The organism is Bacillus sp. FSL R5-0512 (assembly GCF_038593295.1).
GTDB lineage: Bacteria > Bacillota > Bacilli > Bacillales > Bacillaceae > Bacillus > Bacillus safensis.
Map to the genome: position 1 here is coordinate 2,700,395 of NZ_CP151982.1, position 26,014 is coordinate 2,726,408.

General features: G+C 43.4%; 26 protein-coding genes, 21 tRNA genes and 2 rRNA genes. 12 read left to right on the forward strand and 37 right to left on the reverse strand.

What is annotated here, in order from left to right; genetic code table 11:
• Positions 1–205: 205 nt before the first annotated feature.
• Together NSQ25_RS13850 and NSQ25_RS13855 are read left to right on the forward strand one after the other, a co-directional pair.
• Positions 206–817 carry a TerD family protein gene (locus tag NSQ25_RS13850; RefSeq protein ID WP_268414269.1) on the forward strand — a complete coding sequence of 204 codons (612 nt, stop codon included), beginning with the start codon at positions 206–208 and terminating at the stop codon, positions 815–817.
• A gap of 22 nt (positions 818–839) precedes the next feature.
• On the forward strand, positions 840–1,625 hold the full coding sequence (locus NSQ25_RS13855; protein ID WP_024424922.1) for an AIM24 family protein: 786 nt from the start codon (positions 840–842) through the stop codon (positions 1,623–1,625).
• 28 nt (positions 1,626–1,653) lie between these two features.
• On the opposite strand, the gene NSQ25_RS13860 is transcribed toward NSQ25_RS13855, so the two are convergent.
• The 4 genes from NSQ25_RS13860 to NSQ25_RS13875 form a co-directional block, all read right to left on the reverse strand.
• On the reverse strand, positions 1,654–1,962 hold the full coding sequence (locus tag NSQ25_RS13860; protein WP_024425787.1) for a hypothetical protein: 309 nt from the start codon (positions 1,960–1,962) through the stop codon (positions 1,654–1,656).
• Positions 1,963–2,005: 43 nt separating this feature from the next.
• A complete protein-coding gene (locus tag NSQ25_RS13865; protein WP_034279395.1) occupies positions 2,006–2,410 on the reverse strand; it encodes a phage holin family protein in 405 nt (134 codons plus the stop codon).
• Between the two features lie 155 nt (positions 2,411–2,565).
• Positions 2,566–2,757: a hypothetical protein gene (locus NSQ25_RS13870; RefSeq protein WP_024424925.1), complete on the reverse strand. Its 192-nt coding sequence runs from the start codon at positions 2,755–2,757 to the stop codon at positions 2,566–2,568.
• 126 nt (positions 2,758–2,883) lie between these two features.
• Positions 2,884–3,321: a Dps family protein gene (locus NSQ25_RS13875; RefSeq protein WP_024424926.1), complete on the reverse strand. Its 438-nt coding sequence runs from the start codon at positions 3,319–3,321 to the stop codon at positions 2,884–2,886.
• Between the two features lie 131 nt (positions 3,322–3,452).
• Between NSQ25_RS13875 and ytzI the strand changes: the two genes are divergently transcribed.
• Positions 3,453–3,599 (forward strand): YtzI protein, encoded by a 147-nt coding sequence (gene ytzI / locus NSQ25_RS13880; RefSeq protein ID WP_003217544.1) that lies wholly within the window; start codon positions 3,453–3,455, stop codon positions 3,597–3,599.
• An 8-nt stretch (positions 3,600–3,607) separates the two neighbouring features.
• On the opposite strand, the gene NSQ25_RS13885 is transcribed toward ytzI, so the two are convergent.
• Both NSQ25_RS13885 and NSQ25_RS13890 read right to left on the reverse strand, forming a co-directional pair.
• Positions 3,608–4,042 carry a FixH family protein gene (locus tag NSQ25_RS13885; RefSeq protein WP_326136130.1) on the reverse strand — a complete coding sequence of 145 codons (435 nt, stop codon included), beginning with the start codon at positions 4,040–4,042 and terminating at the stop codon, positions 3,608–3,610.
• Between the two features lie 118 nt (positions 4,043–4,160).
• Positions 4,161–4,634 (reverse strand): S-ribosylhomocysteine lyase, encoded by a 474-nt coding sequence (locus tag NSQ25_RS13890; RefSeq protein ID WP_003217624.1) that lies wholly within the window; start codon positions 4,632–4,634, stop codon positions 4,161–4,163.
• 126 nt (positions 4,635–4,760) lie between these two features.
• Here NSQ25_RS13890 and yidD point away from each other — a divergent pair, with 126 nt between their 5' ends.
• On the forward strand, positions 4,761–4,985 hold the full coding sequence (yidD, locus tag NSQ25_RS13895; RefSeq protein WP_024425785.1) for a membrane protein insertion efficiency factor YidD: 225 nt from the start codon (positions 4,761–4,763) through the stop codon (positions 4,983–4,985).
• A 1-nt stretch (position 4,986) separates the two neighbouring features.
• Here the strand turns inward: yidD and NSQ25_RS13900 are convergent, their stop codons facing one another.
• Complete coding sequence (locus NSQ25_RS13900) at positions 4,987–5,553, reverse strand: carbonic anhydrase (RefSeq protein WP_024424929.1); 567 nt, start codon at positions 5,551–5,553, stop codon at positions 4,987–4,989.
• A 214-nt stretch (positions 5,554–5,767) separates the two neighbouring features.
• On the opposite strand from NSQ25_RS13900, the gene NSQ25_RS13905 reads away from it, so the two are divergent.
• Positions 5,768–6,751 (forward strand): zinc ABC transporter substrate-binding protein, encoded by a 984-nt coding sequence (locus tag NSQ25_RS13905; protein WP_081124706.1) that lies wholly within the window; start codon positions 5,768–5,770, stop codon positions 6,749–6,751.
• A gap of 77 nt (positions 6,752–6,828) precedes the next feature.
• On the opposite strand, the gene NSQ25_RS13910 is transcribed toward NSQ25_RS13905, so the two are convergent.
• Positions 6,829–7,071 carry a type B 50S ribosomal protein L31 gene (locus NSQ25_RS13910; protein WP_024424931.1) on the reverse strand — a complete coding sequence of 81 codons (243 nt, stop codon included), beginning with the start codon at positions 7,069–7,071 and terminating at the stop codon, positions 6,829–6,831.
• A 176-nt stretch (positions 7,072–7,247) separates the two neighbouring features.
• Between NSQ25_RS13910 and NSQ25_RS13915 the strand changes: the two genes are divergently transcribed.
• From NSQ25_RS13915 to NSQ25_RS13930, 4 genes are all read left to right on the forward strand, one after another.
• Complete coding sequence (locus tag NSQ25_RS13915; RefSeq protein WP_041116879.1) at positions 7,248–8,579, forward strand: cytochrome ubiquinol oxidase subunit I; 1,332 nt, start codon at positions 7,248–7,250, stop codon at positions 8,577–8,579.
• Between the two features lie 22 nt (positions 8,580–8,601).
• Positions 8,602–9,648, forward strand: a complete 1,047-nt coding sequence (locus NSQ25_RS13920; protein WP_170825870.1) for a cytochrome d ubiquinol oxidase subunit II — start codon at positions 8,602–8,604, stop codon at positions 9,646–9,648.
• Between the two features lie 68 nt (positions 9,649–9,716).
• Positions 9,717–9,875 (forward strand): DUF1540 domain-containing protein, encoded by a 159-nt coding sequence (locus NSQ25_RS13925; RefSeq protein ID WP_008360682.1) that lies wholly within the window; start codon positions 9,717–9,719, stop codon positions 9,873–9,875.
• Between the two features lie 25 nt (positions 9,876–9,900).
• Positions 9,901–10,092: a hypothetical protein gene (locus NSQ25_RS13930; RefSeq protein ID WP_326136129.1), complete on the forward strand. Its 192-nt coding sequence runs from the start codon at positions 9,901–9,903 to the stop codon at positions 10,090–10,092.
• 106 nt (positions 10,093–10,198) lie between these two features.
• On the opposite strand, the gene menC is transcribed toward NSQ25_RS13930, so the two are convergent.
• From menC to NSQ25_RS13960, 6 genes are all read right to left on the reverse strand, one after another.
• Positions 10,199–11,323, reverse strand: a complete 1,125-nt coding sequence (gene menC / locus NSQ25_RS13935; protein WP_034279379.1) for an o-succinylbenzoate synthase — start codon at positions 11,321–11,323, stop codon at positions 10,199–10,201.
• Positions 11,310–12,770, reverse strand: coding sequence for an o-succinylbenzoate--CoA ligase (locus tag NSQ25_RS13940; RefSeq protein WP_326136128.1), 1,461 nt, complete (start codon positions 12,768–12,770; stop codon positions 11,310–11,312). Before NSQ25_RS13940 ends, menC begins: the two co-directional genes overlap by 14 nt.
• Before the next feature lie 71 nt (positions 12,771–12,841).
• Entirely contained in the window at positions 12,842–13,660 is an 819-nt protein-coding gene (menB, locus tag NSQ25_RS13945) for a 1,4-dihydroxy-2-naphthoyl-CoA synthase (protein ID WP_024424937.1), read from the reverse strand.
• 14 nt (positions 13,661–13,674) lie between these two features.
• The gene (gene menH, locus NSQ25_RS13950) at positions 13,675–14,502 is read right to left on the reverse strand and encodes a 2-succinyl-6-hydroxy-2,4-cyclohexadiene-1-carboxylate synthase (RefSeq protein WP_034279373.1); all 828 of its coding nucleotides are present in this window, start codon (positions 14,500–14,502) and stop codon (positions 13,675–13,677) included.
• Positions 14,484–16,229, reverse strand: coding sequence for a 2-succinyl-5-enolpyruvyl-6-hydroxy-3-cyclohexene-1-carboxylic-acid synthase (gene menD / locus NSQ25_RS13955; RefSeq protein ID WP_326136127.1), 1,746 nt, complete (start codon positions 16,227–16,229; stop codon positions 14,484–14,486). Before menD ends, menH begins: the two co-directional genes overlap by 19 nt.
• Positions 16,222–17,640: an isochorismate synthase gene (locus NSQ25_RS13960; protein ID WP_326136126.1), complete on the reverse strand. Its 1,419-nt coding sequence runs from the start codon at positions 17,638–17,640 to the stop codon at positions 16,222–16,224. The genes menD and NSQ25_RS13960 overlap by 8 nt, the downstream gene beginning before the upstream one ends.
• Positions 17,641–18,022: 382 nt before the next feature.
• Here NSQ25_RS13960 and NSQ25_RS13965 point away from each other — a divergent pair, with 382 nt between their 5' ends.
• From NSQ25_RS13965 to NSQ25_RS13975, 3 genes are all read left to right on the forward strand, one after another.
• Positions 18,023–18,961, forward strand: coding sequence for a 1,4-dihydroxy-2-naphthoate polyprenyltransferase (locus NSQ25_RS13965; protein WP_034279366.1), 939 nt, complete (start codon positions 18,023–18,025; stop codon positions 18,959–18,961).
• A 118-nt stretch (positions 18,962–19,079) separates the two neighbouring features.
• Complete coding sequence (locus NSQ25_RS13970; protein ID WP_070326288.1) at positions 19,080–19,814, forward strand: TraR/DksA C4-type zinc finger protein; 735 nt, start codon at positions 19,080–19,082, stop codon at positions 19,812–19,814.
• Between the two features lie 86 nt (positions 19,815–19,900).
• Positions 19,901–20,377 carry a tryptophan-rich sensory protein gene (locus tag NSQ25_RS13975; RefSeq protein WP_034279363.1) on the forward strand — a complete coding sequence of 159 codons (477 nt, stop codon included), beginning with the start codon at positions 19,901–19,903 and terminating at the stop codon, positions 20,375–20,377.
• A 76-nt stretch (positions 20,378–20,453) separates the two neighbouring features.
• Here the strand turns inward: NSQ25_RS13975 and NSQ25_RS13980 are convergent.
• The 23 genes from NSQ25_RS13980 to NSQ25_RS14090 form a co-directional block, all read right to left on the reverse strand.
• Positions 20,454–20,525: transfer RNA gene (locus NSQ25_RS13980), tRNA-Glu, on the reverse strand.
• A 7-nt stretch (positions 20,526–20,532) separates the two neighbouring features.
• Positions 20,533–20,623, reverse strand: a tRNA-Ser gene (locus NSQ25_RS13985).
• Between the two features lie 3 nt (positions 20,624–20,626).
• Positions 20,627–20,701 (reverse strand) — tRNA-Asn (locus tag NSQ25_RS13990).
• A gap of 6 nt (positions 20,702–20,707) precedes the next feature.
• Positions 20,708–20,784: transfer RNA gene (locus NSQ25_RS13995), tRNA-Ile, on the reverse strand.
• Between the two features lie 17 nt (positions 20,785–20,801).
• A tRNA-Gly gene (locus tag NSQ25_RS14000) sits at positions 20,802–20,875 on the reverse strand.
• 11 nt (positions 20,876–20,886) lie between these two features.
• Positions 20,887–20,962 (reverse strand) — tRNA-His (locus tag NSQ25_RS14005).
• Positions 20,963–20,987: 25 nt separating this feature from the next.
• Positions 20,988–21,060 (reverse strand) — tRNA-Phe (locus tag NSQ25_RS14010).
• A gap of 18 nt (positions 21,061–21,078) precedes the next feature.
• A tRNA-Asp gene (locus NSQ25_RS14015) sits at positions 21,079–21,155 on the reverse strand.
• Positions 21,156–21,159: 4 nt separating this feature from the next.
• A tRNA-Met gene (locus NSQ25_RS14020) sits at positions 21,160–21,236 on the reverse strand.
• A gap of 22 nt (positions 21,237–21,258) precedes the next feature.
• Positions 21,259–21,351 (reverse strand) — tRNA-Ser (locus tag NSQ25_RS14025).
• A gap of 7 nt (positions 21,352–21,358) precedes the next feature.
• Positions 21,359–21,435, reverse strand: a tRNA-Ile gene (locus tag NSQ25_RS14030).
• A gap of 4 nt (positions 21,436–21,439) precedes the next feature.
• Positions 21,440–21,513: transfer RNA gene (locus NSQ25_RS14035), tRNA-Met, on the reverse strand.
• A gap of 25 nt (positions 21,514–21,538) precedes the next feature.
• A tRNA-Ala gene (locus NSQ25_RS14040) sits at positions 21,539–21,611 on the reverse strand.
• 8 nt (positions 21,612–21,619) lie between these two features.
• A tRNA-Pro gene (locus NSQ25_RS14045) sits at positions 21,620–21,696 on the reverse strand.
• A gap of 7 nt (positions 21,697–21,703) precedes the next feature.
• A tRNA-Arg gene (locus NSQ25_RS14050) sits at positions 21,704–21,780 on the reverse strand.
• A 10-nt stretch (positions 21,781–21,790) separates the two neighbouring features.
• A tRNA-Leu gene (locus NSQ25_RS14055) sits at positions 21,791–21,876 on the reverse strand.
• 12 nt (positions 21,877–21,888) lie between these two features.
• Positions 21,889–21,960 (reverse strand) — tRNA-Gly (locus NSQ25_RS14060).
• 30 nt (positions 21,961–21,990) lie between these two features.
• Positions 21,991–22,073, reverse strand: a tRNA-Leu gene (locus NSQ25_RS14065).
• Between the two features lie 8 nt (positions 22,074–22,081).
• Positions 22,082–22,157, reverse strand: a tRNA-Lys gene (locus tag NSQ25_RS14070).
• A 37-nt stretch (positions 22,158–22,194) separates the two neighbouring features.
• A tRNA-Thr gene (locus tag NSQ25_RS14075) sits at positions 22,195–22,270 on the reverse strand.
• Between the two features lie 33 nt (positions 22,271–22,303).
• Positions 22,304–22,379: transfer RNA gene (locus tag NSQ25_RS14080), tRNA-Val, on the reverse strand.
• A gap of 521 nt (positions 22,380–22,900) precedes the next feature.
• Positions 22,901–23,016, reverse strand: a 5S ribosomal RNA gene (rrf, locus tag NSQ25_RS14085).
• A gap of 61 nt (positions 23,017–23,077) precedes the next feature.
• Positions 23,078–26,008: ribosomal RNA gene (locus NSQ25_RS14090) — 23S ribosomal RNA — on the reverse strand.
• Positions 26,009–26,014 lie beyond the last annotated feature (6 nt).

The following is a 26,014-nucleotide window of genomic DNA, read 5'->3' on the forward strand; positions in this document are numbered from 1 at the left end:
TACCACAGATCACATTTATCTGAAGAATTTTTATCAAAAGTGAAACAAACGAGTGGTTCCAACTCGTCTTTATCTAAAATGAGGTATTGTTTCTAAAACCTTTTTATCATCTCCAACTTCACCCAATTTTAATCATGAAACCTTTTATCCCTATATGACGTAAATGAATCAGTGTTTGTCCTATGACAACGAGGAGGAAATCAGCATGAGTATAAAAAATGGGTCAAAACAAAACGCACCCCATGAGGTGATCAAGAAACACCTCGTGAAAGGGCAAAAGTTAGATTTAACAAAAGACAATCCAGCGGTCGACCAAATTCATATCGGGCTTGGCTGGGACCTTGCTGGTCAGCCAATTGATTTAGATACGCAAGTGTTTCTTTTAAATGAAGAGGACAAGCTGTTGTCTCCTAAGCATCTGATCTATTATCACCAGCAGCAAAGCTTAGATGGAGCTGTGCGTCATCTTGGTGATCATCAATTTGGCGGAGGGTATCGAGACAATGAAATGATTATTATGCAATTAAGCAGAGTCTCACCTGATATTCATAAAATTGTCGTCACAGCCACGATACATGATGCACACGAACGCCAGCATCATTTTGGACAAGTCACCAATGCCTACGTGCGACTTACGGATCAAATCTCGCAGCAAGAAATTTGTACCTTTCAGTTAACAGAGGATTATTCGTATTGTACATCCATTATATGCGCTGAACTCACGAGAGATCAGGAGGAATGGAAAATCACCGCGACCGGGCAAGGGACTACTCTAGATTTAAATGATTTATGCCGCATCTACAAATTTACATCTTGACGCAGGAAAGGAGCCGGCACCTATGGGATTTCATTTCAACACAATAGAAGAACTTACCTTACAAGCAGAAGGCAGCGGAATCTTTTTTGCCAAAAAAGGCGCCATGATTGCGGATCAAGGAAGTTTCCAATACCGCAAGCGATTACTTGGAACGAATAAAGGAAATATGGTCAGCCAAGTATTTAACCATATCAGCAGGAAATTCACAGGTGAAAACCTTGAGATGATGGAAGTGAGTGGACAAGGTACTTGCTACTTGGCGGATGCAAGCGAGCATGTAACAGTGATTAACCTTGAGCCAAGCGGTCCTTGGCAGCATGTAAGTGTAGAAAGTGAAGATTTACTTGCCTTTACTGAGGAATGCCATTACGGCGTCACACCAGTAGGCGTTGGTATTTTATCACAGAAAGGACTGTTTACATCAAAACTCTCTTATCAAGGGCACGGAGCGCAGGTCGCCATCAAAACGAATGGAAATCCGCTCATTTTAAAAGCCCCCTGCCGTGTAGACCCTGACGCAATTGTTGCTTGGACAGGCAAGGCACCGAAGGTCAAACTAGATGTGAACTGGAAGACTTTCATTGGACAAACATCTGGCGAATCCTACTTATTTGAGTTCCAGGAACAAGATCAAATCGTCATTATCCAGCCATCTGAGCGCACATCTGGGTTACGGGTGGGCTTAGATGATAATCGCTACAAACCTCAGAGCCAGAGCTCCTCTCATGAGTTCACCAATTCACAGCAGGAAAATAGAGGCGGCGGGATCAGCGATTTGATCGGAGGCATTTTACAACCGCGAAAATAAAGCATGTAGAGATTCTCTACATGCTTTTTCAATTCATCAAACCATTTGTCTCAATAAAGCTCCTTGTCTCTTCATTGCCGAGCTCATAAATCATTGTGTAAATCTCTTTTCTTTTTCTATCCATTTCATCATTTGGACTATCATAATGATATTCAAGAAACGGAACATGCGCCCGAAAGAAGCCTTTCCAATCTGTCATATACTGTTCATCGAAATAGTCTCTCAGCTGCAAAATTTGATCATCATCTGCTTCTATTTGAAATTGCCAAGCCGCTGCATCTCTATGCTGCGATATCGATCCATCTTGTACGGATACATAGTACGTGTGTCTCGCCATCTGAATCATCCTTTTTCCTTTAGTATGACCAGATATGAGGAAATTACGGCTTTTTGCGCAATTTATTTTTCAACATGTCCAATACATCAATAAACAACTGTGGAATGGGAACTCCAAGGGCTCTGGCTGTCGAGACGATTTGGTAAGATTCATAAATAATATAAAAGATGATCGCTAAATCCTTAATCGTCCCATTTGTCTTCAGCATGACATCGAAGAAATGCGCCATCGATATTAAGGAGACTGTCACGATCTTTCGAACAAGCCGCGTAAAAAACCGCTTCATTGTGAGCTGCCCAGTCAAAGATTCTCTTAGGCTTGAACAAATTAATTCAATAGCCATCAACGTCACTAAAATCATCAGTAAATATCCTGCTCCACCAAACAGAAAGCCCATCGCCGACAAACTCACTGTAACCAACGAAAAGATGCCTAAATCCTTGCTCACTTGGCATCAACATCCTTTCAAAGTGGAACTCCTTACCTCAATAGTATATGCCGAATTCTCGCAATAGCTTGGACGACAAAAAATAAAGGCGCTGTTATGTCCTCAGGGAGACGAATGAAACCAAAAAAAGCCGCCCCATGAGGCGGCTTCTCTTTTTAGACTCTGACATCAATAAATGAAGCATCTGAATCCTTTGGCTGAACAGCTTGAGGCTGCTGCTGCACTTGATCCAGCATCACCATAGCTTGTGCTGTATTCGTAGCAAGCTGTGAATTCAACAAACTAATATTGAGTGTCTTTTGAATGCTCGCTACTTGCTGACTCATCATTCCTGCAATAGAAGACATCTTCTTCCCTCCCTTCTCTTTTCTCTTCGGCTGAAAGTCCTATGATTTCAATGGGCTGTCTGTCCCGATTCCAATAAAAAAGAATGTCGGTCTATTTATGACCGACATTCTTTTCACATACGTGTATTATCCTAAATATGCTTTAAGCATCCAGTTGTGTTTTTCAATGGATTGATGAATCGCAAGCAGCATATCACCTGTAGTTTCATCGCCAACCTCTGCAGCCAGCTCCATTCCTTGCTTTAATTCCTCAGCGATATTGGAGAAATCATCATATAGATTTTTCACCATTTGCTCCGCTGATTCTTTGCCCTCTGCTTCTTGAATGCTGGAAATTTCTAAGCACTCTTTCATTGTCGCAACAGGCTGTCCATTTAAAGCAAGCATACGCTCAGCCAAATCATCAATATATGTAGCTGTTTCTGTATATAGTTCCTCAAATTTCTCATGGAGTGTAAAGAAATCTTTCCCCTTTACATACCAATGATAGTTATGTAATTTCACGTAAAGCACAGTCCAATCAGCTACTTGTTTATTGACGACGTTTAATAATTGTTCAGACATATTTATTCCTCCTTATGTAATTGCGTTTAGTATGAGAATACCCTTTTCTTATTATACTGAAACCTGCCGTCAATTTCTTCTATTTTGACTGCATGAAATATATGTTAATATGGAAATAAGGAGGGAGTTAGATGCTGTTACTTGGGATTATCAGCTTTATCATTATCTCAATCGTTGTCTTTTTATCATTGTGGACGACATCGAAGGCTTATGAATATAAGCATAAAGTCGATTCACCACAGGATGCAGAACCAAATCAACGTCCTAATCCAAAATAAATCCGCTTTTAATGATGTGAGGTTTCTTCTTCAGTAGATGAACTCTCTTTTTTCACCTCACCTACGTGGATGTTCGTTTTCGGCATATTATGCTGCTGTTTAGCTGTCACATGGACTTGTATGATATAAAGGCCATCTTTTTTGAAGGCTGTGTGCAATTCGTATACACCCTTGTTTTCTTTCTTTGGCTGAATCATCTTGCTGTTATCCTTGTCGCCATCTTTCCACACTTCAAATTGAACATCATCTGCATCATCAACAGGCGTATCACCGTATGTGACAGCTGCTTTTACTATAACGCTTTCATTTTTCTCCACTTGCTCAGGTCCTGTGAGCTTTACTTCTAATAGCTCAGGCACTTCCCCTTTGCCGCTATTTGCTGCAGAGTTTCCACATGCACTCAATAACGTGAGCATCAGAATCATTCCCAACATTTTTCGCATCCTGCGTTTCCCCCTTCTTTTACTGACATGTCCATTTTAACAAATATCCCCTATTTTGACATCTCTGTTTAAATTCAAATAAAAAACCGGACATCTAAATGTCCGGTTCATCATTCTATTAACCAAATACTTTTAAAAGCTCTTCTTGATCCTGAGAAAGCCAGAAACGCATTAAACGTTTTGCTCCTTCAAGATCATGAAGCTTCGCTTGTCCGCATTGCTCTTCGTTTGCAGCAGGAATTTCTGTTACTTCAACCGCATCCTTGAATGTTGCATCAAGAAGTTCAACGATCTCTTTTGGAGTTGGTGCACCACTGACAACTAAATAGTAGCCTGTCTGGCAGCCCATTGGAGAAATATCAATGATATCAAAATGATCATATTTCTCTGAGTGTGTTCTAATATTAAACGCAAGCAAATGCTCTAATGTATGAATCGTATCAGGTTTCATCGCCTGCTTGTTGGGCTGACAAAAACGAATATCGAATTTATTTACTTCCCCATCTGATCCCACTTTATGAACGCCGCAATGACGAACATATGGCGCTTTTACAGCATTATGATCAAGTTCAAAGCTTTCGACTGAAGGCATAATCACCACTCCTATAATTGCAATTTCCTATATTATAACATATTTCTCCGACCAGTTTAGTTTATAAAACTTTCCTTCCTTGTTCTTTTTTCTTATACTGTGGAAGACAGACAAGGAGGAACCTCTATGAAACAAATTTTTATCGGCATAATACGCTTTTATCAAAAATGTATTTCCCCTCTTACACCGCCAAGCTGCCGGTTTTATCCAACATGCTCAAACTATGGACTAGAGGCGATCAAAACGCATGGCGCGGTCAAGGGCGGCTGGCTCACCATAAAACGGATTTTGAAATGTCATCCGCTTCATCCTGGCGGCATCGATCCTGTTCCGCCTAAAAAGGAAAAATAACTTACTTTTCTTCATATCCGTTGACAACTAAGTCAAGCTTCCCTGTTCCAGGGTCAATGACAAGCCCGTGTACAGGTACATCTGATGGAAGAAGCGGGTGATTTTTCACTACGGACACACTGTCCTTCACGCTCTCTTCGACTGAACTAAAGCTTTTGAGCCACTGTTTAAAATCAATTCCTGAGTATTCCAGTACTTCAATACGTTTTTCTGGAATACCGCGCTCAACGGCTTTATTTAAAAGTGTCTGGCTGTCTATTTTACTCATCCCGCAATCATGATGCCCAATGACATATACCTCGTCAGCATTTAATTCGTAAACAGCAACTAAAATGCTTCGCATAATACTTCCAAATGGATGAGAAACAAGCGCCCCAGCACTTTTGACAATCTTAATATCACCATTTTTCATGTTCATGGCACGCGGAAGCAGTTCAACAAGTCTTGTATCCATACACGATAGAATGACAGCTTTTTTCTGTGGAAACTTTGTTGTTGTAAATTCTTCGTATTTCTTTTCTTCAATAAATTGTTGATTATATTCGATGATTTCATCTAAAAGTTTCATACGTTTGTCCATTCCTTTATCTTTTTTTAAAAATAAATATAGCACAATGTAAGAAATTTCGTCACGTTTTGCAGCTTATTTTTTTAGAGGAAACATCTGCTGACGAAAATTTTTTATTTTCCTCTTTTCAAATCGTAATTATTACGATACAATAACTCAGGACATTAAATCGTAATCATTTCTATCTATTAGATTGAGAGGAGACATTTTCTACATGAAAAAAATCTTTTTTATTTTAACAGCTGCTTTATTCGCGATCGGTCTTGCCGCTTGCTCAAGCAGTGCGGGCACTAATGCTTCAAAAGGTAAGGCAGACGGGAAACTAATCATTTACACCACGATCTTCCCAATCCAAGATTTTACTGAAAAAATTGGCGGCTCTCACGTTCATGCTCAAAGCGTGTATCCTGCAAATGCAGATGCTCACAGCTTTGAACCAAGTTCAAAAACAATGGTTGAAATGGCTGAAGGTGATGCCTTTATCTACAGCGGCACAGGGGCTGAAGCATTCGCAGACAAAACTGCTGCCACTTTAAAAGACCAAGGTGTGAAAACAGTCAAAGCAGCCGAAGGCATCAAATTGTTATCGACAAATGAAGAACATGCACATGAAGAAGGCGAAGATCATGACCATGAAGCTGAAGACCATGATCATGACGGGCACGATCACGGAGATAAGGACCCTCATGCATGGTTAGACCCGGTTTATGCGCAGCAAATGGCGAAAAACATTAAAGACACACTCGTCTCATTAGATCCAGATCATAAAGATGAATACACAAAAAACTATGAACATCTAAAAAAAGATTTACAATCATTAGATCAAGAATTCAAAACAACGTTATCTAAAGCTAAACATAAAGAAATCCTAGTTTCTCACGCAGCTTATGGTTATTGGGAAAAGCGCTATGGCATTGAGCAAATCAGTGTTTTAGGATTATCCGCTTCTGAAGAGCCATCACAAAAACAGCTCGAAAACATTGTACAAAAAGCGGAAAAGCATCACATTCAATACGTTATTTTTGAAAACAACGTCAGCAGCAAAGTATCAGATACAATCCGCAGTGAAATTGGGGCAAAAAGCTTGACCCTTAAAAATCTAGAATCCATTACTGAAGATGATGCCAAAAACGGCGAAAGCTACGTCAGCTTAATGAAACAAAACTTAAAGACCTTAAACACCGCTTTAAATGATTAATGCTTTGAACCCCGGCTGATCACCCGGGGTTTTTTACTGTCAAAAAAAGCACACCGTTATCAGGCGTGCTTTTTTGATTACATTTGATATTTTTTCTTAAACTGCTCGGCTCTTCCACCTTTTTCTCCGAATTTTTGGCGCCCTGTATAAAAAGGATGCGTATCAGAGCTTGTTTCTACTTTAATGACAGGATACGTTTTCCCATCTTCCCACTCTACTGTCTCGTTTGATGTCTTTGTTGATCTACTCAAGAAGCGGTAACCGCTGTTTACGTCCATAAATACAACTTCATGTGAGGTTGGATGAATATCTCTTTTCAATGTCAAAACTCCTTTCGTTAATAAAACGTAATGGTTACGTTTTATATTTATATTCTACTCCCTCTTTTACAACTTGTCAAAAAACAAGCTTTCTTAGTCAGGAAGAATAATCTAAAAATGGTGGAGAATAATAAGCATCATGAAAAAGAGAAGCGATAAGAAAGGCGGAGAAAAAATTGACTGATCTCGTTTTAGCTAGAAGCCTGTTCGGCACAACCATGGGCTTTCATATTATTTATGCCTCGCTTGGCGTTGGCATCCCGCTAATGATTTTGTTAGCTGAACTCATCTTTCAAAAAACGAAGGACCCTCATTATGCCATCATGGCCAAGCGGTGGACAAAAGCACAGGCTGTTCTGTTAGGGGTCGCCATTCCAACAGGTACAATTGCTGGTACGCAGCTTGCCCTTTTATGGCCAGGTTTTATGGAGGTCATCGGAAAGGTCATGTCACTGCCATTCCAGATTGAAATTTATGCGTTCTTTATAGAAGCATTATTTATGTCTATTTATGTGTACGCAGCGGATCGCCTATCAAATGCAATGCGCATCATTACCGTTATTTTTATCGTCATTGGTGCAGCTGCATCAGCGATTCTAATTACAAACGTACATGCTTTTGAAGGGACACCTGCTGGCTTTCAGATGGTGAATGGAGAAATCACAAATATCGAGCCTTGGAAGGCCTTTTTCAATCCAAGCTTTGCTGTAACTGCTACACATGTTGTGCTGTCTGCTTTTACAACAGGTGCTTTTGTGATTGCTTCAGTTGCAGCTTTTAAAATGCTCAAAACGAGAAAAAATGAGAAGCTCTATACATTTCATCGAAAAGCCCTTTTTCTTGGACTCATTGTAGGAGGACTTTTCTCCTTTCTAACAGCCTTAAATGGCCACGAATCCGCTCAGCTTCTGTATGAATATCAGCCTGAAAAGCTGGCTGGAGCTGAAGGTTTATTTGAAACGCAATCACATGCGCCTCTTGCAATAGGTGGTTTTACGGATGCTGATTCGCAGGAAATTAAAGGTGCGATCGAAATTCCTTGGGCGCTCAGTTTTCTGGCAGGAAATAGCTTTGATACAGTGGTCAAAGGCTTAAATGATTTTCCTCGTGACGAGTGGCCGCCTTTATTTATACACACATTATTTAACGGCATGGTCATTATTGGATCGGTGCTCATTCTATTTGCGGTATTAGCCCTGCTTTACCGTAAAATTTTAAAACGGGACAAATTTCCGAAGTGGCTTCTTTTTCTTTACTTATTCGGCGGGCCTCTTAGTCTTTTGGCTATTGAATTTGGCTGGATCTTTGCTTGTACAGGCCGCCAGCCATGGGTCATTTATCGAATGCTCAAAACCTCCGAGGTTGTCACATCATCTGGCTCGATCGGAACACTTTTTATCCTTTTTGCCATTGTCTATCTCATCTTAGGCATAGCAACCGTTATTGTGCTGACGTACTACTTTAGAAAAAATACGATTGAAGAAGACCTACGGTTAACAGAATCTTAAAAAAGGAGCGATCTTGATGCAAATGGATGTTACAACTGATGCGCTCATTGCAATCACCATCTTATGGGGATTCGTTTTTATCTATGCAGTGATGGCATCAATGGATTTCGGAGCAGGATTTTGGTCGATGATTTATATGAATAGAGAACAAACAAAAGCCGCTAATATCGCAAATAAGTACCTTTCTCCAACATGGGAAGTGACAAACGTCTTTATTGTCGCCATCGTTGTCGCATTGTTCAGCCTGTTTCCAGGTGCGACCTTTGTACTTGGCACCGTTTTATTAATACCCGGCAGCATCATATTATTACTTCTTGCACTGCGAAGCGGGTTTCTCGTGTTTTCTCATTCACTGCCTAAGAAATACCGAAAAGCGGTGACGTATATTTCAGGGATCAGCGGCTTTATCATTCCGTCCATCCTGATCATGGTTCTCCCAATCACCCATGGTGGCTTTATCTTTCAGGAGAACAACGCCTACTCATTAGATCTTGGACTGGTCTTTACAAGTGCAAATGTCTATTCTTTTGTCGGCTTTGCCATTTTCAGCACCCTTTTCCTTTCGTCCTTGCTTTTAGCTGATTTCTCTAATGTAGCTGATGAAGATGAAGCTTACAGCATTTATAGAAGAGGAGCGCTCATTACGGGTCCACTTTCACTTATGATGGCCTTTTTTATCATGCTGACATTACGAAGCGAGGCCAATTGGCTGTTCACAAAAATGATGCAGAACATCCCTATTCTTCTTGTATCTCTCCTAATGTTTCTGCTCGCAGGACTGGCTCTATTTTTACCAAACAGCCGGTTTAAGCACCGGAAAGGAAGACCACGCCTTGCCGTCATTGCGATTACCATTCAATATTTCTTAGCAAGCTATGTGTATGGACGTGCCCATTTGCCTTACATGGCTTATCCAGATATTACAATCATGTCTGGATTTACAGACCCTGTCACATTTAGGGCATTATTTATCACCTATATTGTAGGTTTTATCATCTTGTTTCCCGGATTTTATTTCTTCTGGAAATTATTTATGAAGGATAAGCGCTATATTCGTCAGGAAGATTAACATGAATGGACGAGCTTCATTTCGGTTACATTATAGATGAAAGACATACTCAAAAGGAGGTCATCTGTATGAGTCAAAAAATCCTTTGTGAAGTCAATAACTGTTCCTATTGGAATGCTGGAAACCGCTGTGGTGCAGATGCAATCTATGTCGTCAGCCACACAGGAAATACGGCTGAGAAAAGCGAAGAAACGGATTGTAAAACGTTTAAACCACAAGACCTTTAAGTCTCATTAAAGGAGGCGCTTCATTTTGAAACATGATCGGCTGCTTCAAACGTTTTTTGACGAAATTCATGACGCGGATGAAGACGCATTCCACCAAGCCGCTCACTCCTTTTTAAATCTTTGGGATTATGAATATGGACATGCATCATACATGCCAAATGAAATTCATCAGTATATCGGACAGCTTGCTTATGACAGCGAGCTGGTTGAAGAGTAAGAAAGAGCGGATCATCGCTCTTTCTTTTTTGTTCAGACAGGAAGGAAAAACTTTCTCTCACTATACCTAGATTCTATTGTGGATACAAAAGGTGATTCCTTCGTTTTTATCTCACAAAATCATGTTTTGTAAACACGTCGATTTTATCTGAAAACGAACGGAGCGCTTGGTAATCAACTTCCACGCCCATTCCTGGGGAGCGAGGCACCTCAATAAACCCATTTTCAACCTTAATTTCAGGAAAAATGATATCCTGCTCCCAAAATTTTGACGAAGCTGAAATATCACCGGGAATCGTAAATTGAGGAAGCGAAGCAAGTGCCACGTTCTGCGCTCGGGAAATACCTGTTTCAATCATCCCTCCGCACCATAACGGAATTTGATTCTCCTTACTGAACGTATGAATTTTAAGAGCCTCTGTCAGTCCGCCAACTCGTGAAGGCTTCACATTAATAATTTGACAGCTGCCAAGCTCTACAGCTTTTCTAGCATCATCTAAAGAACAAATACTTTCATCTAAACAAATCGGCGTTTTTAAATGCTTTTGCAAATGGCGGTGGTCCACAATATCATCTGCAGCTAGAGGCTGTTCAATCATTAATAAACGAATATCATCGAGCTGCTTAAGCTTGCTAATATCTTTTAATTCATAAGCAGAGTTTGCATCTGCCATTAATGGCAGATCAGGAAAAGACTCTCTGATCTTTTGAAGAAGTCCAATATCTTGTCCCGGTTTAATTTTCACCTTCACCCGCTGATAGCCTTGATCAACAAATTGCTGAATTTGCTCAAGCATATCGTCAATTGGGCCTAACCCCGCCACAACACCAGATGGTATTCTATCTTTTGTACCGCCTAATACATCGCGTAAAGACTTATTCTCACGCTTCGCATAAATATCCCAAACAGCCGCTTCAATGCCTGCTTTCGCCATCCTATTGCCTTTAAAATGATACAGACTGTCAGGGATTTCTGAAGGATGTGTAAAGGTGCGCGTCAGCACGTTCGGGATAAAGAAAGCCCTCAGCATATGATAGCAAGTCTCAATTGTTTCTTCTGTATACCACGGAGAAGAAAAAGCAGATACTTCTCCCCATCCAGTCAATCCTGTCTGATCTTTTACTTCAACAATAATAAACTCACGCTCTGAAATGGTTCCAAGACTTGTTGTAAATGGCTTTTTAAGCTTCATCGTGACATGATATAAAATTACTCGTTCAATTTGAATCATTTGAAAACCCCTTTGATCTGAGTCTGTGCCTTTGCAATTTATTCGACGCATTTCTTGGCAGCTCGTCCACAAAGTGAAAAGCGGCGGGCCATTTATATTTGGCTAAATGCGACCCACATAAAGCATAGAGCTCATTCTCCGGTATCTTATCATCTGTTACAAGGAAAGCAGCAGGTACCTCTCCCCATCTATCATCATACATACCCGTTACTCCGGCTTCCTTGACATGCGGATGTGTTAGCAGAACCGCTTCAATTTCCGCAGGATAAATATTTTCTCCGCCAGAAATAATTAAATCTGAACGGCGGTCAAGCACAAATAAGAACCCTTCCTCATCCACATAGCCAATATCACCCGTTTTCAGCCAGCCCTCATCAAAGGCAGCCGCGGTCGCTTCTTCACGGTAAAGGTAACCTTTCATCACATTTGCACCTTTCACCATAATTTCGCCATGCTCAAAAGGACGGCAAATGCGATCTCCATCTTGAATTTTCAGCTCACACCCAAAAAGAGGTTTTCCCGCTGACCCAATCTTCTCTACACTAAATTCGGGCGCAAGGGTCACAATTTGTGAACAGGTTTCCGTCATCCCGTACGATTGAAAGACAGGAAAGCCCTTCTCTTTGCTTTCTTGGAGCATCGCATAAGGCGCAGGGCCTCCTCCTAATAAAAGACAGCGCAAAGAAGATGGACATTCTGCCAATCTGCTTAATAAACGAGATAACATCGTCTGCACAACGGAAATCATCGTCACACGATGCCGTTCAATAGAATCCTTTACTTCATCGACGTCAAACTTCTGATGAAGCACGACTGTCATTCCATATATCACAGACTTAAATAAAGCAGATAAGCCGCTTATATGAAAAAGAGGCAGGGCAATGAGCCAGCGGTCATCCTCTCTGAGACCCAGATTCAGTGCAGAGGAAACAGCACTATGGAAATGATTGCCATACGTTTGCTCTACCCCTTTTGGACGTCCTGTTGTCCCAGATGTATACATGATGGTCGCTGTTTCATTCAAATCAAATTCACTCTCGATCTTGTTGATATGGCCTTGCCCTGGTTCAGGTAAAGTTTCCATTGTATAAACGGGTAAATCACCCTCATGATCGCTTGCATAACTAGATTCTGTTAATAACGCCGCGGCTTTTGCATCTTCTAGCTGATAGCGCCTTTCAGCTTTTGTCAGCTTATTATTCAATAGCACAATTTTTAACCCTAATAAAAAACAGGCATGTACAAGCATCACCATATGAGGATGATTGTTCATCAAAAGCGCAACCGTTTCCCCTTTTTTCAATGATGCCTGAGCAAGTCTATTTGAAAGCACTTCCGCTTCTTGAGCTAATTCGTGAAATGTCCACTCCTTCTCTTGATAAATGAGTGCGACTCGATCTGGCGTTAAATAGGCACGGTGCAGCAGCCAATTAGGTTGCTTCATCATGACACCTCCTTTTTGTAAAAGAAAACAGCTTAGTCTGATGCACTAAGCTGTTGTTCATTGATATCATTGAATCAAGGGAAACGCGGGAACTGGCCGAAGTCCGGCTTGCGTTTTTCCTTAAAGGAATCGCGTCCTTCTTTTGCTTCATCTGTTGTGTAATAAAGAAGTGTCGCATCTCCTGCAAATTGTTGAATTCCAGCTAATCCATCCGTATCTGCGTTAAATGCAGCCTTCAAGAATCGTAAAGCAGTCGGGCTCTTTTCTAGCATCTCCTCACACCACTTCACCGTTTCCTCTTCAAGCTGATCTAATGGGACAACTGTGTTAACAAGTCCCATATCAAGCGCTTCTTGTGCATTGTATTGACGGCATAAGTACCAGATTTCTCTTGCTTTCTTATGACCAACAATACGTGCAAGATAGCCTGAACCATAACCAGCATCAAAGCTGCCTACTTTTGGACCTGTTTGTCCAAAAATCGCATTATCTGCTGCAATCGTCAGGTCACACACAACGTGAAGAACGTGTCCTCCGCCAATCGCGTAACCTGCTACCATTGCGATAACTGGTTTTGGAATGACACGAATCAAACGCTGCAAATCTAATACATTTAGACGTGGAATTTGATCGTCTCCTACATAACCGCCATGGCCGCGAACTTTTTGGTCTCCACCAGAACAGAATGCTTTTCCGCCAGCACCTGCAAGAACAATTACACCAACTTCTGAATTATCACGAGCCCGTGAAAATGCATCAATTAATTCACTAACAGTCTTTGGGGTAAACGCGTTATGTACGTGTGGACGATTAATCGTAATCTTTGCGATCCCATTGTACGTTTCATATAAAATTTCGTCATACTGACGCTCTGTTTGCCATTCAATAGCCATCAATATTTCCTCCTCTAATCTTGCTCTAAAATAAACTCACTTACTATTTTACCAAAAAAATGTGGTTGTTCCACATGAACTGTATGCCCGGCATGCTCAGCCAAAATGAATTGACTTCCTTTCAGCTCCTGCTGCATACGTTTGCCGATATGGCAGAACTTTTCATCAAGCGTTCCGCAAATGAACAAAGCAGGCAAATGAATATGCTTTAACGCCTTCCAAACAGACGGCTGTGAACCTGTTCCAATTCCTTCTAAGCTGCGAGCCAGTCCAAGAGGATTGGCTTTGAGTCTTCCCTCTCTCAGCTCAGTCTGCCTTTCAGCTGATAAAGTTTTCTGCGACGCAAACAAAGGAATGCTTTCCCAAAAATCCACAAACTTCACTAAGCCTTCATGTCTAATCTTTTGAGCAAGCTGATGATCATGCTTTAGTCTTGCCATCCGCTCTTTAAAAGTGCGAAGCCCAGGAGACGTACTCTCAAGGATCAATTTATTGACACGATCTGGATAACGAGCGGCAAATGATAAAGCAATACGTCCTCCCATAGAATATCCGAGAATATTCACTTTGTGAAGCTTTAATTGGTTTAAAATCTCTACAAGATCTGCCAGCTGCTGAGACATTGCATATCTTCTCACACTTTCTGGCGAGTCCGTACGCCCATGTCCGAGCAAGCTGACCTGAATCAGTCTTGTATTCTCCAAATAAGCATTCAAGAACGTCCAAGACGCTGCACTTCCAGTGAATCCGTGTAAGCATAGTGTAGCATTTGCTGCCGAAGGGTTCTGGTCCACCACTTCGTACGCTACCCCATCACGCATTCTTATGATGAGAGAAGGCATTCTTTTTTCACTTCTTCCAATATGTCATCCATCATTTGACGATGCTTGTCTACACGGGAATGACGATCTGTTTCAATTTCAATTAAATGAAGACCAGGTTCATCGATATGCGCCTTGTACACATCATGTAACTCTTGTTTCGTTGCCGGTTTCGAATAGGTTCCCCCATATAACTTCGATGCATACTCAAAATTCAGTCCTGTCGGCGTACCGAAGAGCTTTTCATAATACGGTTCATCAGACGCCTGCGGAAGGAAAGAAAAGATACCTCCCCCATCATTGTTTATCAAAACAACTGTCAGCGGAATGTCCATCAGCTTAGCTGCAAGCAGACCGTTCATATCATGGTAAAATGATAAATCTCCAATGACTAAAGTGACTGGCTGCTTCAATGCTGCATACGTGCCAAGTGCTGTGGACACAACGCCGTCAATGCCATTTGCTCCGCGATTGGCCATCATTCGAAACGGCTTGGACTGAGTTTCAAAAAATGTATCTACATCACGTATCGGCATACTATTTCCGATAAAAAGGACACTCTCCTTTGGCAAGAGGTGCTGAAGCTGACGATACACATTCCCTTCAAAGGACAAATCCTCATCTGAATAGCGGGCTGCATGCGTTCTGAATGAAGAATTAACATTCTGCCAGCAGTTTAAGAAACTTGTCTCTTTACGTTGTACTGCTTGATTTAATGCTGCTTCTACAAAAGCAGAGACAGTACTTTCAATGACGTATGAAGCACTTAACCCAGGATCACGAAAACCTCCGGCTGCATCTACAACAATCTGCTTCACTTCCGCATGTTTTTCCAGCCACTTGAATAAGGGCTTAGATACAGGCATCGGGCCAAAACGAATGATCATATCCGGTAATAGATACTGCTGCAATGCTTCATCTTTCAATAAAGAATCATAAGCGTCGATAATTAGCTCTTTATTCTCATGTCCGTTGCGCAAAAGAGACAGCGGGTCAGCTAAAATAGGTAAATGCAGAGCTTTCGAAAGGCGTAAAACTGCCTCTTTTTCTTCCTGTGTATGAAGTTCACCAGCCACAATCAGTCCCTTTTTGGAATGGTTCATGACGGTTACGATTTCAGACATCACTCGATCATTTGGGAATGTCTGACCTGATGCTAATACCTTTTTCGTGTCTGATTCTTCTCTCGCGAAAGGATCAATAGACAGATCAGGAAGCAATGGTTCTCTCAGAGGTACATTAATCTGAACAGGCCCCTTTGGCTCCTGCATCGACATATGATTTGCTCTCGCAGCTGCTGTCTGAACATATCGCAGCATTGTTTGACTTTCCTCTGGCAAAGCTAAGTCTGTGAACCATTTAACAAACTTACCGAATAAGAATTGCTGATCAATCGCTTGAGGTGCTCCAACTTCCCTCAATTCGTGCGGCCGATCAGCAGTTAAAACAATAAGAGGTACACGAGAATAATGCGCCTCTACAATGGCTGGATAAAAGTTAGCAGCTGCTGTACCTGATGTACAAATAAGCAGCACTGGTGATTGACTTGCTTTTGCAAGACCAAGCGCATAAAAAGCAGCAGACCGTTCGTCCACTAAAACATGGACATGGATGTCTTGATGAGCAAGAGCCAGCATCGCAAGCGGAGTTGAACGAGAACCTGGACAGACAACTGCCTCTTTCACACCACCTTGGACGAATTCATCCATCAATCTGCCTATATATGTTGTCATGATGTGATTATTCAATAGGATGACCTCCAAGAGCAGACAGCATTGGTCTTAACTTCACTTGTGTTTCCTCATACTCCTGCTTTGCAAGGGAATCCTCTACAATTCCGCAGCCAGCGAATAAACGAACATGATCTTCCTCAATAAGACCTGACCGAATGGCTACAGCAAATTCTCCATTATCCTGAGAATCAATCCAGCCTACCGGCGCTGCATACCAGCCGCGCTTAAGCGGTTCGATTTCACGAATCACTTCTATTGCCTTTTCCTTCGGATATCCGCCTAGTGCCGGCGTCGGATGAAGCTGCTCAATTAATGAAAAAAGGGAACAGCTGCTTTTAATTTCTCCCACAATCGGTGTAAACAAATGCTGAATGTTTTTTGTTTTATAAAGACTTGGTTGATTTGGTTTATGCACATGAAGGCAATTCGCTTTAAATGCTTGCTCAATCATATTGACGACAATTTGATGTTCAATCAAATTCTTCTCATCATGCAGCAGTTCCTCGCCTAATGCGTGATCCTCCGCTTCATCTTTTCCGCGAACAATGGAACCTGCTAAACAGGATGAAAAGACCTCTCCGCCGCTTTTTTTCACTAAGCGTTCCGGCGTTGCTCCGACAAATGCTTGTCTTCCCTGTTCAACCGCAAATACATAACTTGTTGTTTGATGCTTTAATAATTCTGCTAATAGTGGAGCAAGTTCAATTTGATTTTTATAGTGAAGCAAGACTTCTCTTGCTAAAACAACCTTTTCATATTCGTTTGCACGAATGTGGTCTGTCGCTTCATGGATCGCCTTCATCCATTCGTTCACATCCAGCTCTTCCATATGAACGAGTTCAGCTTGTCCACCAGTCCGTACTGGCAATGTCTCGAAACGAGAGGCCTTTTGTTCTAATTCTTGAATAAGCTGATGAACATTCCCGTCCACCTGCTTCCACTCATTGATCGTAAGAAAGCTGCCTTCTTTTGAAACAGTCAGCATGATCGATGGCACAAAAAAATGAGCCTCGCCAAATGCTTCCCAATGACGCGCCTTCTCTTCGTGCGGATCAAATGAGAATCCTCCAAATAAAAGCGGACCAACAGCCGCTTGCTTTAACTCCTTCTCATCATGAAAATGGAACATGTGCTGCTTTAGCTGTTCCCATTCTTGATGGACTATATCGAATCGTTCCTTGCCTTGCTCAGATGATTTAATGACGGCCGCTCTGCCAAGTCCAGAAAATATCATTTGGCTTTCTGGATCAGACCAAAAAAACCGCTCGCCTAAAAAATCCGCTTCGCCGCTTTGGAAAAAGGCAAGAGGATCCAGATCGTCAACTCTTCTGGAGTAGCTTATCAAAACAGCATGGTTGACGTTATTCGCTTCTTCTAATGTCGCGAGCGCTTCCTGCCGGAAAGTACTTTGCACTGTTGTCACCATGATACATTCCTCCAAAATCCATGAAATAACATAAAAAAATAAAACCCATAATGAAAAAATACATGAACATTCGAATATGTCGAATGACCTGCTTTTCTATTATAAACCTTAACAGATGAACTTAGTAAAGAAAACAGCTTTTAAAACCTCGAATCCTTATTATATCACGCTTTCAAGATTTTTTCGCTCCTGCTTATTGAAACGAGAGCATCAAAGGTAAAATGGCAGGACCTGTTCTAAAATCAAGCTTTCCTTCGATATGGCAACGATTAGCAAACATCTTTTTCCCGATTCATCGCATCAATATATTGACACCTTTTTGAACTTTGCTAAACTGGAATTTGGACGTGTACGTATTTTTTTATTTAAAGGAGTATATTTTATGCAGCATCAATCGATATCAGATCAGCTTTCACCAATAAAGCCTGATAAAAACTGGCGAATTTGGTGGAATTTACTACGACCGCATACACTAACAGCGGCATTTATTCCCGTTACTTTAGGAACTGTTTTAGCACTTCCAAGTGGTCAAATACATGGTGGGCTATTTTTAGCCATGCTGTTCGCATCTATGTTTATCCAAATCGCAACAAACATGTTTAATGAGTACTTTGATTATGTTCGCGGGCTGGACAACGAGAAATCTGTCGGCATCGGCGGAGCCATTGTAAGAAACGGTGTGAAGCCAAAGACAGTCCTCACCCTTGCTTATGCACTATTTGCGGTTTCTTTATTACTTGGGGTATATATTTGCATGATGTCTAGCTGGTGGATTGCACTAATAGGTCTTATTTGTATGGCAGCAGGCTATTTCTATACTGGCGGCCCTGTACCAATTGCATATACACCGTTTGGAGAACTTGTTTCAGGTGCTTTTATGGGATTAGGAATCATCCTGATTAGTTTCTATATCCAAACAGGCACACTGACGTCTAAAGCTGTTCTCGTCTCACTACCAATTTCTATTTTAGTTGGTGCCATCTTACTGTCGAACAATATCCGTGATTTAGACGGGGACAAGGAAAATGGACGAAGAACACTTGCCATTCTTGCTGGACGCAAAGCTGCAGTGAACATTTTACTTTCCATGTTTTTGGTATCATATGTACTCATTTTTGTTTATATCTTCACAGATATCGTCGGTCTTTGGAGTCTTCTTGTTTTACTCAGTGTGCCAAAAGCCTATACAGCCATTAAAGAGTTTAAACAAAAAGAAAAGCCGATTGAATTAATGAATGCCATGAAATCTACAGCTCAAACCAATACATTTTTTGGTTTTCTGCTGACGATCGCTTTAATCTTACAATACTATATCGCGTAACAAAGAACGCCTGCAGCCGCAGGCGTTTTTTTAATAAGGAATTGCTTCAAATTGGAACTAGTCTTATATACAAAATTGCTCATACTAACAATATGTTTGATATGAAAGGATGATCGCTTTGTTGTCTAAAGACGAATTACATCATTTGAAGCAGCGCCTTCTCGATGAAAAGAAAGAACTTGAAGCCAAAAGCCATGACGATGAACAGAAAGTATCCTTTCCTTACGATTCGATCGGTGAATTGTCTGCCTATGATAACCACCCGGGTGATCAAGGGACAGAGCTGTTCGAGCGGGGGAAAGATATTGCTTTAAACAGCTTGGAACATGAACATATGTTAGACATCAATGAAGCACTCCAAGCCATTGCTGACGGCTCTTATGGTCTGTGCAAGGTCTGTAAAGCCCCTATTTCAAAGGAACGCTTAGAAGCCCTGCCTACTGCCGTCACTTGCACAGAGCATTCAAAAGAACAGACCGTTTCACAAAACCGTCCGATTGAAGAGGATTTATTAAGTCCTCCCGCGGGACAATTTGAAAATGAAGAAAGTGCTGCGTACGATGGAGAGGATGCCTACCAAGACGTAGAACGCTACGGAAACTCTGAGACCCCATCTGATATGGAATTCCCTCCTCTAACATACGATGATGTGTATACACAATCAGAAGATGAAGATTATGTGGAGGACTACGAAGGATTCGCAGCTGCTGATATTGAAGGAAAAGCCAGCAAGGTGTATCCGACCAAAGCACACGAGGCCTATGAAGAAGCACTAGACGAAGAAGGTGTCATGACGGTATTTGGTGACTTGAAACCGTACGAGGAAGAACCTTATACAGAAGAAAATCATTAGTCCCCTCATATTGGGGGCTTTATGTTTATATCATGTAATTATTGGGAAATCATTTTAAGAGTGAATTTGATTGGAGGAGATTCTTGATGGCTAGAAAAAGTATCATTTGGGCGATTGTCGTCTTCTTTATTACATACGCACTATTCTCTATTGCCGGATTCTTGTTCCCCATCGACAGAGAATGGTATGACGCATTGAATAAACCAGAATGGACGCCTGGTGGCGGTGTCATTGCTGCTGTGTGGGCTGTCTTATTTGCACTCATCTCATTGTCCGCAGCGATCATTTATGGAAAATATGGGTTCCAAAAAATCACTTTACCATTTTGGATTCTTTTCCTTTTAAATTATGTTTTCAATCAAGCCTTTAGCTTTTTTCAATTTACACAAAAGGATTTGTTTGCAGCTACAATCGACTGCCTGCTCGTCGCACTGACAGCACTTGCACTTGTCATCGTCTCACGTAAACTAAGCAATGTCGTTCCAATTTTACTGATTCCTTATGTCTTATGGGGCTTTTTTGCCACATACTTGTCTTATACGATCTATTCCATGAATATGTAAAAAAAGACCGCCATGATGCGGTCTTTCGTTTTGGAGAAAATAAAAAAGAGATCTTTGACAAGATCTCTTTTAAAAATGACCCGTACGGGATTCGAACCCGTGTTACCGCCGTGAAAGGGCGGTGTCTTAACCGCTTGACCAACGGGCCAGATCAATGGCGGAGAAGGAGGGATTTGAACCCTCGCGCCGCTTACGCGACCTACACCCTTAGCAGGGGCGCCTCTTCAGCCACTTGAGTACTTCTCCATTTGGCTCCGCAGGTAGGATTCGAACCTACGACCGATCGGTTAACAGCCGATAGCTCTACCACTGAGCTACTGCGGAAGATCATGGTGGGCCTGAGTGGACTCGAACCACCGACCTCACGCTTATCAGGCGTGCGCTCTAACCAGCTGAGCTACAGGCCCATGAACAGATATACAAATGGAGCGGGTGATGGGAATCGAACCCACGACATCAGCTTGGAAGGCTGAGGTTTTACCACTAAACTACACCCGCAAAAATATGTATGGGGCGATTGATGGGAATCGAACCCACGAGTGCCAGAGCCACAATCTGGTGCGTTAACCACTTCGCCACAACCGCCATACTATGAATATTTTGATAAAAGTGGCTCGGGACGGAATCGAACCGCCGACACACGGATTTTCAGTCCGTTGCTCTACCAACTGAGCTACCGAGCCAAGTATTCTCTTGAAAAATGGCGGTCCGGACGGGACTCGAACCCGCGACCTCCTGCGTGACAGGCAGGCATTCTAACCAACTGAACTACCGGACCATTTTGGTTGCGGGGGCAGGATTTGAACCTGCGACCTTCGGGTTATGAGCCCGACGAGCTACCGAACTGCTCCACCCCGCGATGATATGGGTTTTAAAAAATATGGCGGAGGAAGAGGGATTCGAACCCCCGCGGGCTTTGACACCCCTGTCGGTTTTCAAGACCGATCCCTTCAGCCGGACTTGGGTATTCCTCCGTATAGATGGTGGACCTTGTAGGACTCGAACCTACGACCGGACGGTTATGAGCCGTCTGCTCTAACCAACTGAGCTAAAGGTCCTTTATAGCGGCGGAGGGGATCGAACCCCCGACCTCACGGGTATGAACCGTACGCTCTAGCCAGCTGAGCTACACCGCCATGATCAAAATAATCTTTTAAAAAGTGGAGCCTAGCGGGATCGAACCGCTGACCTCCTGCGTGCAAGGCAGGCGCTCTCCCAGCTGAGCTAAGGCCCCATAAAAGATGGTCGGGAAGACAGGATTCGAACCTGCGACCCCTTGGTCCCAAACCAAGTGCTCTACCAAGCTGAGCTACTTCCCGATCTTAATGGCGCGCCCGAGAGGAGTCGAACCCCTAACCTTTTGATCCGTAGTCAAACGCTCTATCCAATTGAGCTACGGGCGCTTATTTATAATGCCGAGGGCCGGACTTGAACCGGCACGGTAGTCACCTACCGCAGGATTTTAAGTCCTGTGTGTCTGCCAATTCCACCACCCCGGCGTGGATGGTATAAGCGGAAGACGGGATTCGAACCCGCGACCCCCACCTTGGCAAGGTGGTGTTCTACCACTGAACTACTTCCGCATTACAGGATTTCTTTATTTTATTTGGCAATGCGGGTGAAGGGACTTGAACCCCCACGTCATAAAGACACTAGATCCTAAGTCTAGCGCGTCTGCCAATTCCGCCACACCCGCATGAAACATGGTGAGCCATGAAGGACTCGAACCTTCGACCCTCTGATTAAAAGTCAGATGCTCTACCAACTGAGCTAATGGCTCGCTTTAAAAGCGACTTGTCTATCTTACCATATGAAAGTGGTGCCGGCAAGAGGACTTGAACCCCCAACCTACTGATTACAAGTCAGTTGCTCTACCAGTTGAGCTACACCGGCTTTATCTATCCTAACATTATGTAAGAATAAATATGGTGGAGGATGACGGGCTCGAACCGCCGACCCTCTGCTTGTAAGGCAGATGCTCTCCCAGCTGAGCTAATCCTCCACTATGTAGGAATCTCTCGATCCGACAAAGATTATTATATACAGGTTTTAATCATTTGTAAAGGCTATATTAAAAAAATTTTATTTCAATTTTCATTGCGTATTTCTTTTAACAAATGATCGTCATTTCTCCTATTCAAACAGCTACTGTTCCACGTTCAGCAGCTGAACTTCTCTCTTCTATATTCTCTTTTAAAACGTTCGATTCCTTCAGAAATATTAGCAGTCCCTCATTTTTATACTTTAATGATATATGTATCTCTTTAGCCGTAAGCATTTATAAAAAATCATAGAGGCTTACACATCTTTAATTTCCCTATATAAGCTGATACTCTGTCTCTCTATTGTTTTTTTATAGATAATGGTTTATGCGATAGACTCTTTTTCTCTTTATATCCAAGTATTTCACACGCTGCTTGTGGACATAAAATGAAGCCACGATCTTTTATCAAACAAGTGAATGTATGTACCCTCAACTTGCACAAAAAAGACCAGTTCCGACTGGAACTGATCCTAATAGAAGCTTGGCGACGTCCTACTCTCACAGGGGGAAACCCCCAACTACCATCGGCGCTGAAGAGCTTAACTTCCGTGTTCGGTATGGGAACGGGTGTGACCTCTTCGCTATCGCCACCAAACCTGATGGAGAGAATGTTCTCTCAAAACTAGATAACAATGTTCATGCTTCACATTAGAATATAGGTTAAGTCCTCGATCTATTAGTATCTGTCAGCTCCACGTGTCACCACGCTTCCACCTCAGACCTATCAACCTGATCATCTTTCAGGGATCTTACTTCCTTGCGGAATGGGAAATCTCATCTTGAGGGGGGCTTCATGCTTAGATGCTTTCAGCACTTATCCCGTCCGCACATAGCTACCCAGCGATGCCCTTGGCAGAACAACTGGTACACCAGCGGTGCGTCCATCCCGGTCCTCTCGTACTAAGGACAGCTCCTCTCAAATTTCCTGCGCCCGCGACGGATAGGGACCGAACTGTCTCACGACGTTCTGAACCCAGCTCGCGTACCGCTTTAATGGGCGAACAGCCCAACCCTTGGGACCGACTACAGCCCCAGGATGCGATGAGCCGACATCGAGGTGCCAAACCTCCCCGTCGATGTGGACTCTTGGGGGAGATAAGCCTGTTATCCCCGGGGTAGCTTTTATCCGTTGAGCGATGGCCCTTCCATGCGGAACCACCGGATCACTAAGCCCGACTTTCGTCCCTGCTCGACTTGTAGGTCTCGCAGTCAAGCTCCCTTGTGCCTTTACACTCTGCGAATGATTTCCAACCATTCTGAGGGAACCTTTGGGCGCCTCCGTTACATTTTAGGAGGCGACCGCCCCAGTCAAACTGCCCACCTGACACTGTCTCCCTGCCCGATAAGGGCAGCGGGTTAGAAGGTCAATACAGCCAGGGTAGTATCCCACCGATGCCTCCACCGAAGCTAGCGCTCCGGTTTCCAAGGCTCCTACCTATCCTGTACAAGCTGTACCAACATTCAATATCAGGCTGCAGTAAAGCTCCACGGGGTCTTTCCGTCCTGTCGCGGGTAACCTGCATCTTCACAGGTACTATAATTTCACCGAGTCTCTCGTTGAGACAGTGCCCAGATCGTTGCGCCTTTCGTGCGGGTCGGAACTTACCCGACAAGGAATTTCGCTACCTTAGGACCGTTATAGTTACGGCCGCCGTTTACTGGGGCTTCAATTCGCACCTTCGCTTACGCTAAGCGCTCCTCTTAACCTTCCAGCACCGGGCAGGCGTCAGCCCCTATACTTCGCCTTACGGCTTCGCAGAGACCTGTGTTTTTGCTAAACAGTCGCCTGGGCCTATTCACTGCGGCTTCTCGGGGCTTTAACACCCTAAGAAGCACCCCTTCTCCCGAAGTTACGGGGTCATTTTGCCGAGTTCCTTAACGAGAGTTCTCTCGATCACCTTAGGATTCTCTCCTCGCCTACCTGTGTCGGTTTGCGGTACGGGCACCTCTCACCTCGCTAGAGGCTTTTCTTGGCAGTGTGGAATCAGGAACTTCGCTACTAAATTTCGCTCGCCATCACAGCTCAGCCTTTACGGGAAACGGATTTGCCTATTTCCCAGCCTAACTGCTTGGACGCGGATATCCAATACCGCGCTTACCCTATCCTCCTGCGTCCCCCCATTGCTCAAATGGTGAGGAGGTGGTACAGGAATATCAACCTGTTGTCCATCGCCTACGCCTTTCGGCCTCGGCTTAGGTCCCGACTAACCCTGAGCGGACGAGCCTTCCTCAGGAAACCTTAGGCATTCGGTGGACGGGATTCTCACCCGTCTTTCGCTACTCATACCGGCATTCTCACTTCTAAGCGCTCCACCAGTCCTTCCGGTCTGGCTTCACAGCCCTTAGAACGCTCTCCTACCACTGTTCGTAAGAACAGTCCGCAGCTTCGGTGATACGTTTAGCCCCGGTACATTTTCGGCGCAGAGTCACTCGACCAGTGAGCTATTACGCACTCTTTAAATGGTGGCTGCTTCTAAGCCAACATCCTGGTTGTCTAAGCAACTCCACATCCTTTTCCACTTAACGTATACTTTGGGACCTTAGCTGGCGGTCTGGGCTGTTTCCCTTTCGACTACGGATCTTATCACTCGCAGTCTGACTCCCAAGGATAAGTCATCGGCATTCGGAGTTTGACTGAATTCGGTAACCCGGTAGGGGCCCCTAGTCCAATCAGTGCTCTACCTCCGAGACTCTTACCTTGAGGCTAGCCCTAAAGCTATTTCGGAGAGAACCAGCTATCTCCAGGTTCGATTGGCATTTCACCCCTACCCACACCTCATCCCCGCACTTTTCAACGTGCGTGGGTTCGGGCCTCCATTCAGTGTTACCTGAACTTCACCCTGGACATGGGTAGATCACCTGGTTTCGGGTCTACGACCACGTACTCATGCGCCCTATTCAGACTCGCTTTCGCTGCGGCTCCGCATCTTCTGCTTAACCTTGCACGGGATCGTAACTCGCCGGTTCATTCTACAAAAGGCACGCCATCACCCGTTAACGGGCTCTGACTACTTGTAGGCACACGGTTTCAGGATCTATTTCACTCCCCTTCCGGGGTGCTTTTCACCTTTCCCTCACGGTACTGGTTCACTATCGGTCACTAGGGAGTATTTAGCCTTGGGAGATGGTCCTCCCGGATTCCGACGGAATTTCACGTGTTCCGCCGTACTCAGGATCCACTCTGGAGAGAACAACATTTCAGTTACAGGGCTGTTACCTTCTTTGGCGGGCCTTTCCAGACCTCTTCGCTTATATCGTTCCTTTGTAACTCCGTATAGAGTGTCCTACAACCCCAAGAGGCAAGCCTCTTGGTTTGGGCTGTTCCCGTTTCGCTCGCCGCTACTCAGGGAATCGCATTTGCTTTCTCTTCCTCCGGGTACTTAGATGTTTCAGTTCCCCGGGTATGCCTTCTCATACTCTATGTATTCAAGTATGGATACTACTCCATTACGAGCAGTGGGTTTCCCCATTCGGAAATCTCCGGATCAAAGCTTGCTTACAGCTCCCCGAAGCATATCGGTGTTCGTCCCGTCCTTCATCGGCTCCTAGTGCCAAGGCATCCACCGTGCGCCCTTTCTAACTTAACCATTTCT

Coding starts and splice junctions, on each gene's coding strand:
- NSQ25_RS13960 (WP_326136126.1), bottom strand. CDS start 17,640: ATGGTGACAACAGTGCAAAGTACTTTCCGGCAGGAAGCGCTCGCGACA.
- NSQ25_RS13870 (WP_024424925.1), bottom strand. CDS start 2,757: ATGTCTTCTATTGCAGGAATGATGAGTCAGCAAGTAGCGAGCATTCAA.
- menH (WP_034279373.1), bottom strand. CDS start 14,502: ATGCCTTCTCTCATCATAAGAATGCGTGATGGGGTAGCGTACGAAGTG.
- NSQ25_RS13940 (WP_326136128.1), bottom strand. CDS start 12,770: ATGATGAAGCAACCTAATTGGCTGCTGCACCGTGCCTATTTAACGCCA.
- NSQ25_RS13850 (WP_268414269.1), top strand. CDS start 206: ATGAGTATAAAAAATGGGTCAAAACAAAACGCACCCCATGAGGTGATC.
- NSQ25_RS13965 (WP_034279366.1), top strand. CDS start 18,023: ATGCAGCATCAATCGATATCAGATCAGCTTTCACCAATAAAGCCTGAT.
- menC (WP_034279379.1), bottom strand. CDS start 11,323: ATGATTCAAATTGAACGAGTAATTTTATATCATGTCACGATGAAGCTT.
- menB (WP_024424937.1), bottom strand. CDS start 13,660: ATGGCTATTGAATGGCAAACAGAGCGTCAGTATGACGAAATTTTATAT.
- NSQ25_RS13890 (WP_003217624.1), bottom strand. CDS start 4,634: ATGCCTTCAGTCGAAAGCTTTGAACTTGATCATAATGCTGTAAAAGCG.
- NSQ25_RS13925 (WP_008360682.1), top strand. CDS start 9,717: ATGAGTCAAAAAATCCTTTGTGAAGTCAATAACTGTTCCTATTGGAAT.
- NSQ25_RS13875 (WP_024424926.1), bottom strand. CDS start 3,321: ATGTCTGAACAATTATTAAACGTCGTCAATAAACAAGTAGCTGATTGG.
- yidD (WP_024425785.1), top strand. CDS start 4,761: ATGAAACAAATTTTTATCGGCATAATACGCTTTTATCAAAAATGTATT.
- NSQ25_RS13900 (WP_024424929.1), bottom strand. CDS start 5,553: ATGAAACTTTTAGATGAAATCATCGAATATAATCAACAATTTATTGAA.
- NSQ25_RS13975 (WP_034279363.1), top strand. CDS start 19,901: ATGGCTAGAAAAAGTATCATTTGGGCGATTGTCGTCTTCTTTATTACA.
- NSQ25_RS13855 (WP_024424922.1), top strand. CDS start 840: ATGGGATTTCATTTCAACACAATAGAAGAACTTACCTTACAAGCAGAA.
- NSQ25_RS13920 (WP_170825870.1), top strand. CDS start 8,602: ATGGATGTTACAACTGATGCGCTCATTGCAATCACCATCTTATGGGGA.
- NSQ25_RS13885 (WP_326136130.1), bottom strand. CDS start 4,042: ATGCGAAAAATGTTGGGAATGATTCTGATGCTCACGTTATTGAGTGCA.
- NSQ25_RS13905 (WP_081124706.1), top strand. CDS start 5,768: ATGAAAAAAATCTTTTTTATTTTAACAGCTGCTTTATTCGCGATCGGT.
- NSQ25_RS13860 (WP_024425787.1), bottom strand. CDS start 1,962: ATGGCGAGACACACGTACTATGTATCCGTACAAGATGGATCGATATCG.
- ytzI (WP_003217544.1), top strand. CDS start 3,453: ATGCTGTTACTTGGGATTATCAGCTTTATCATTATCTCAATCGTTGTC.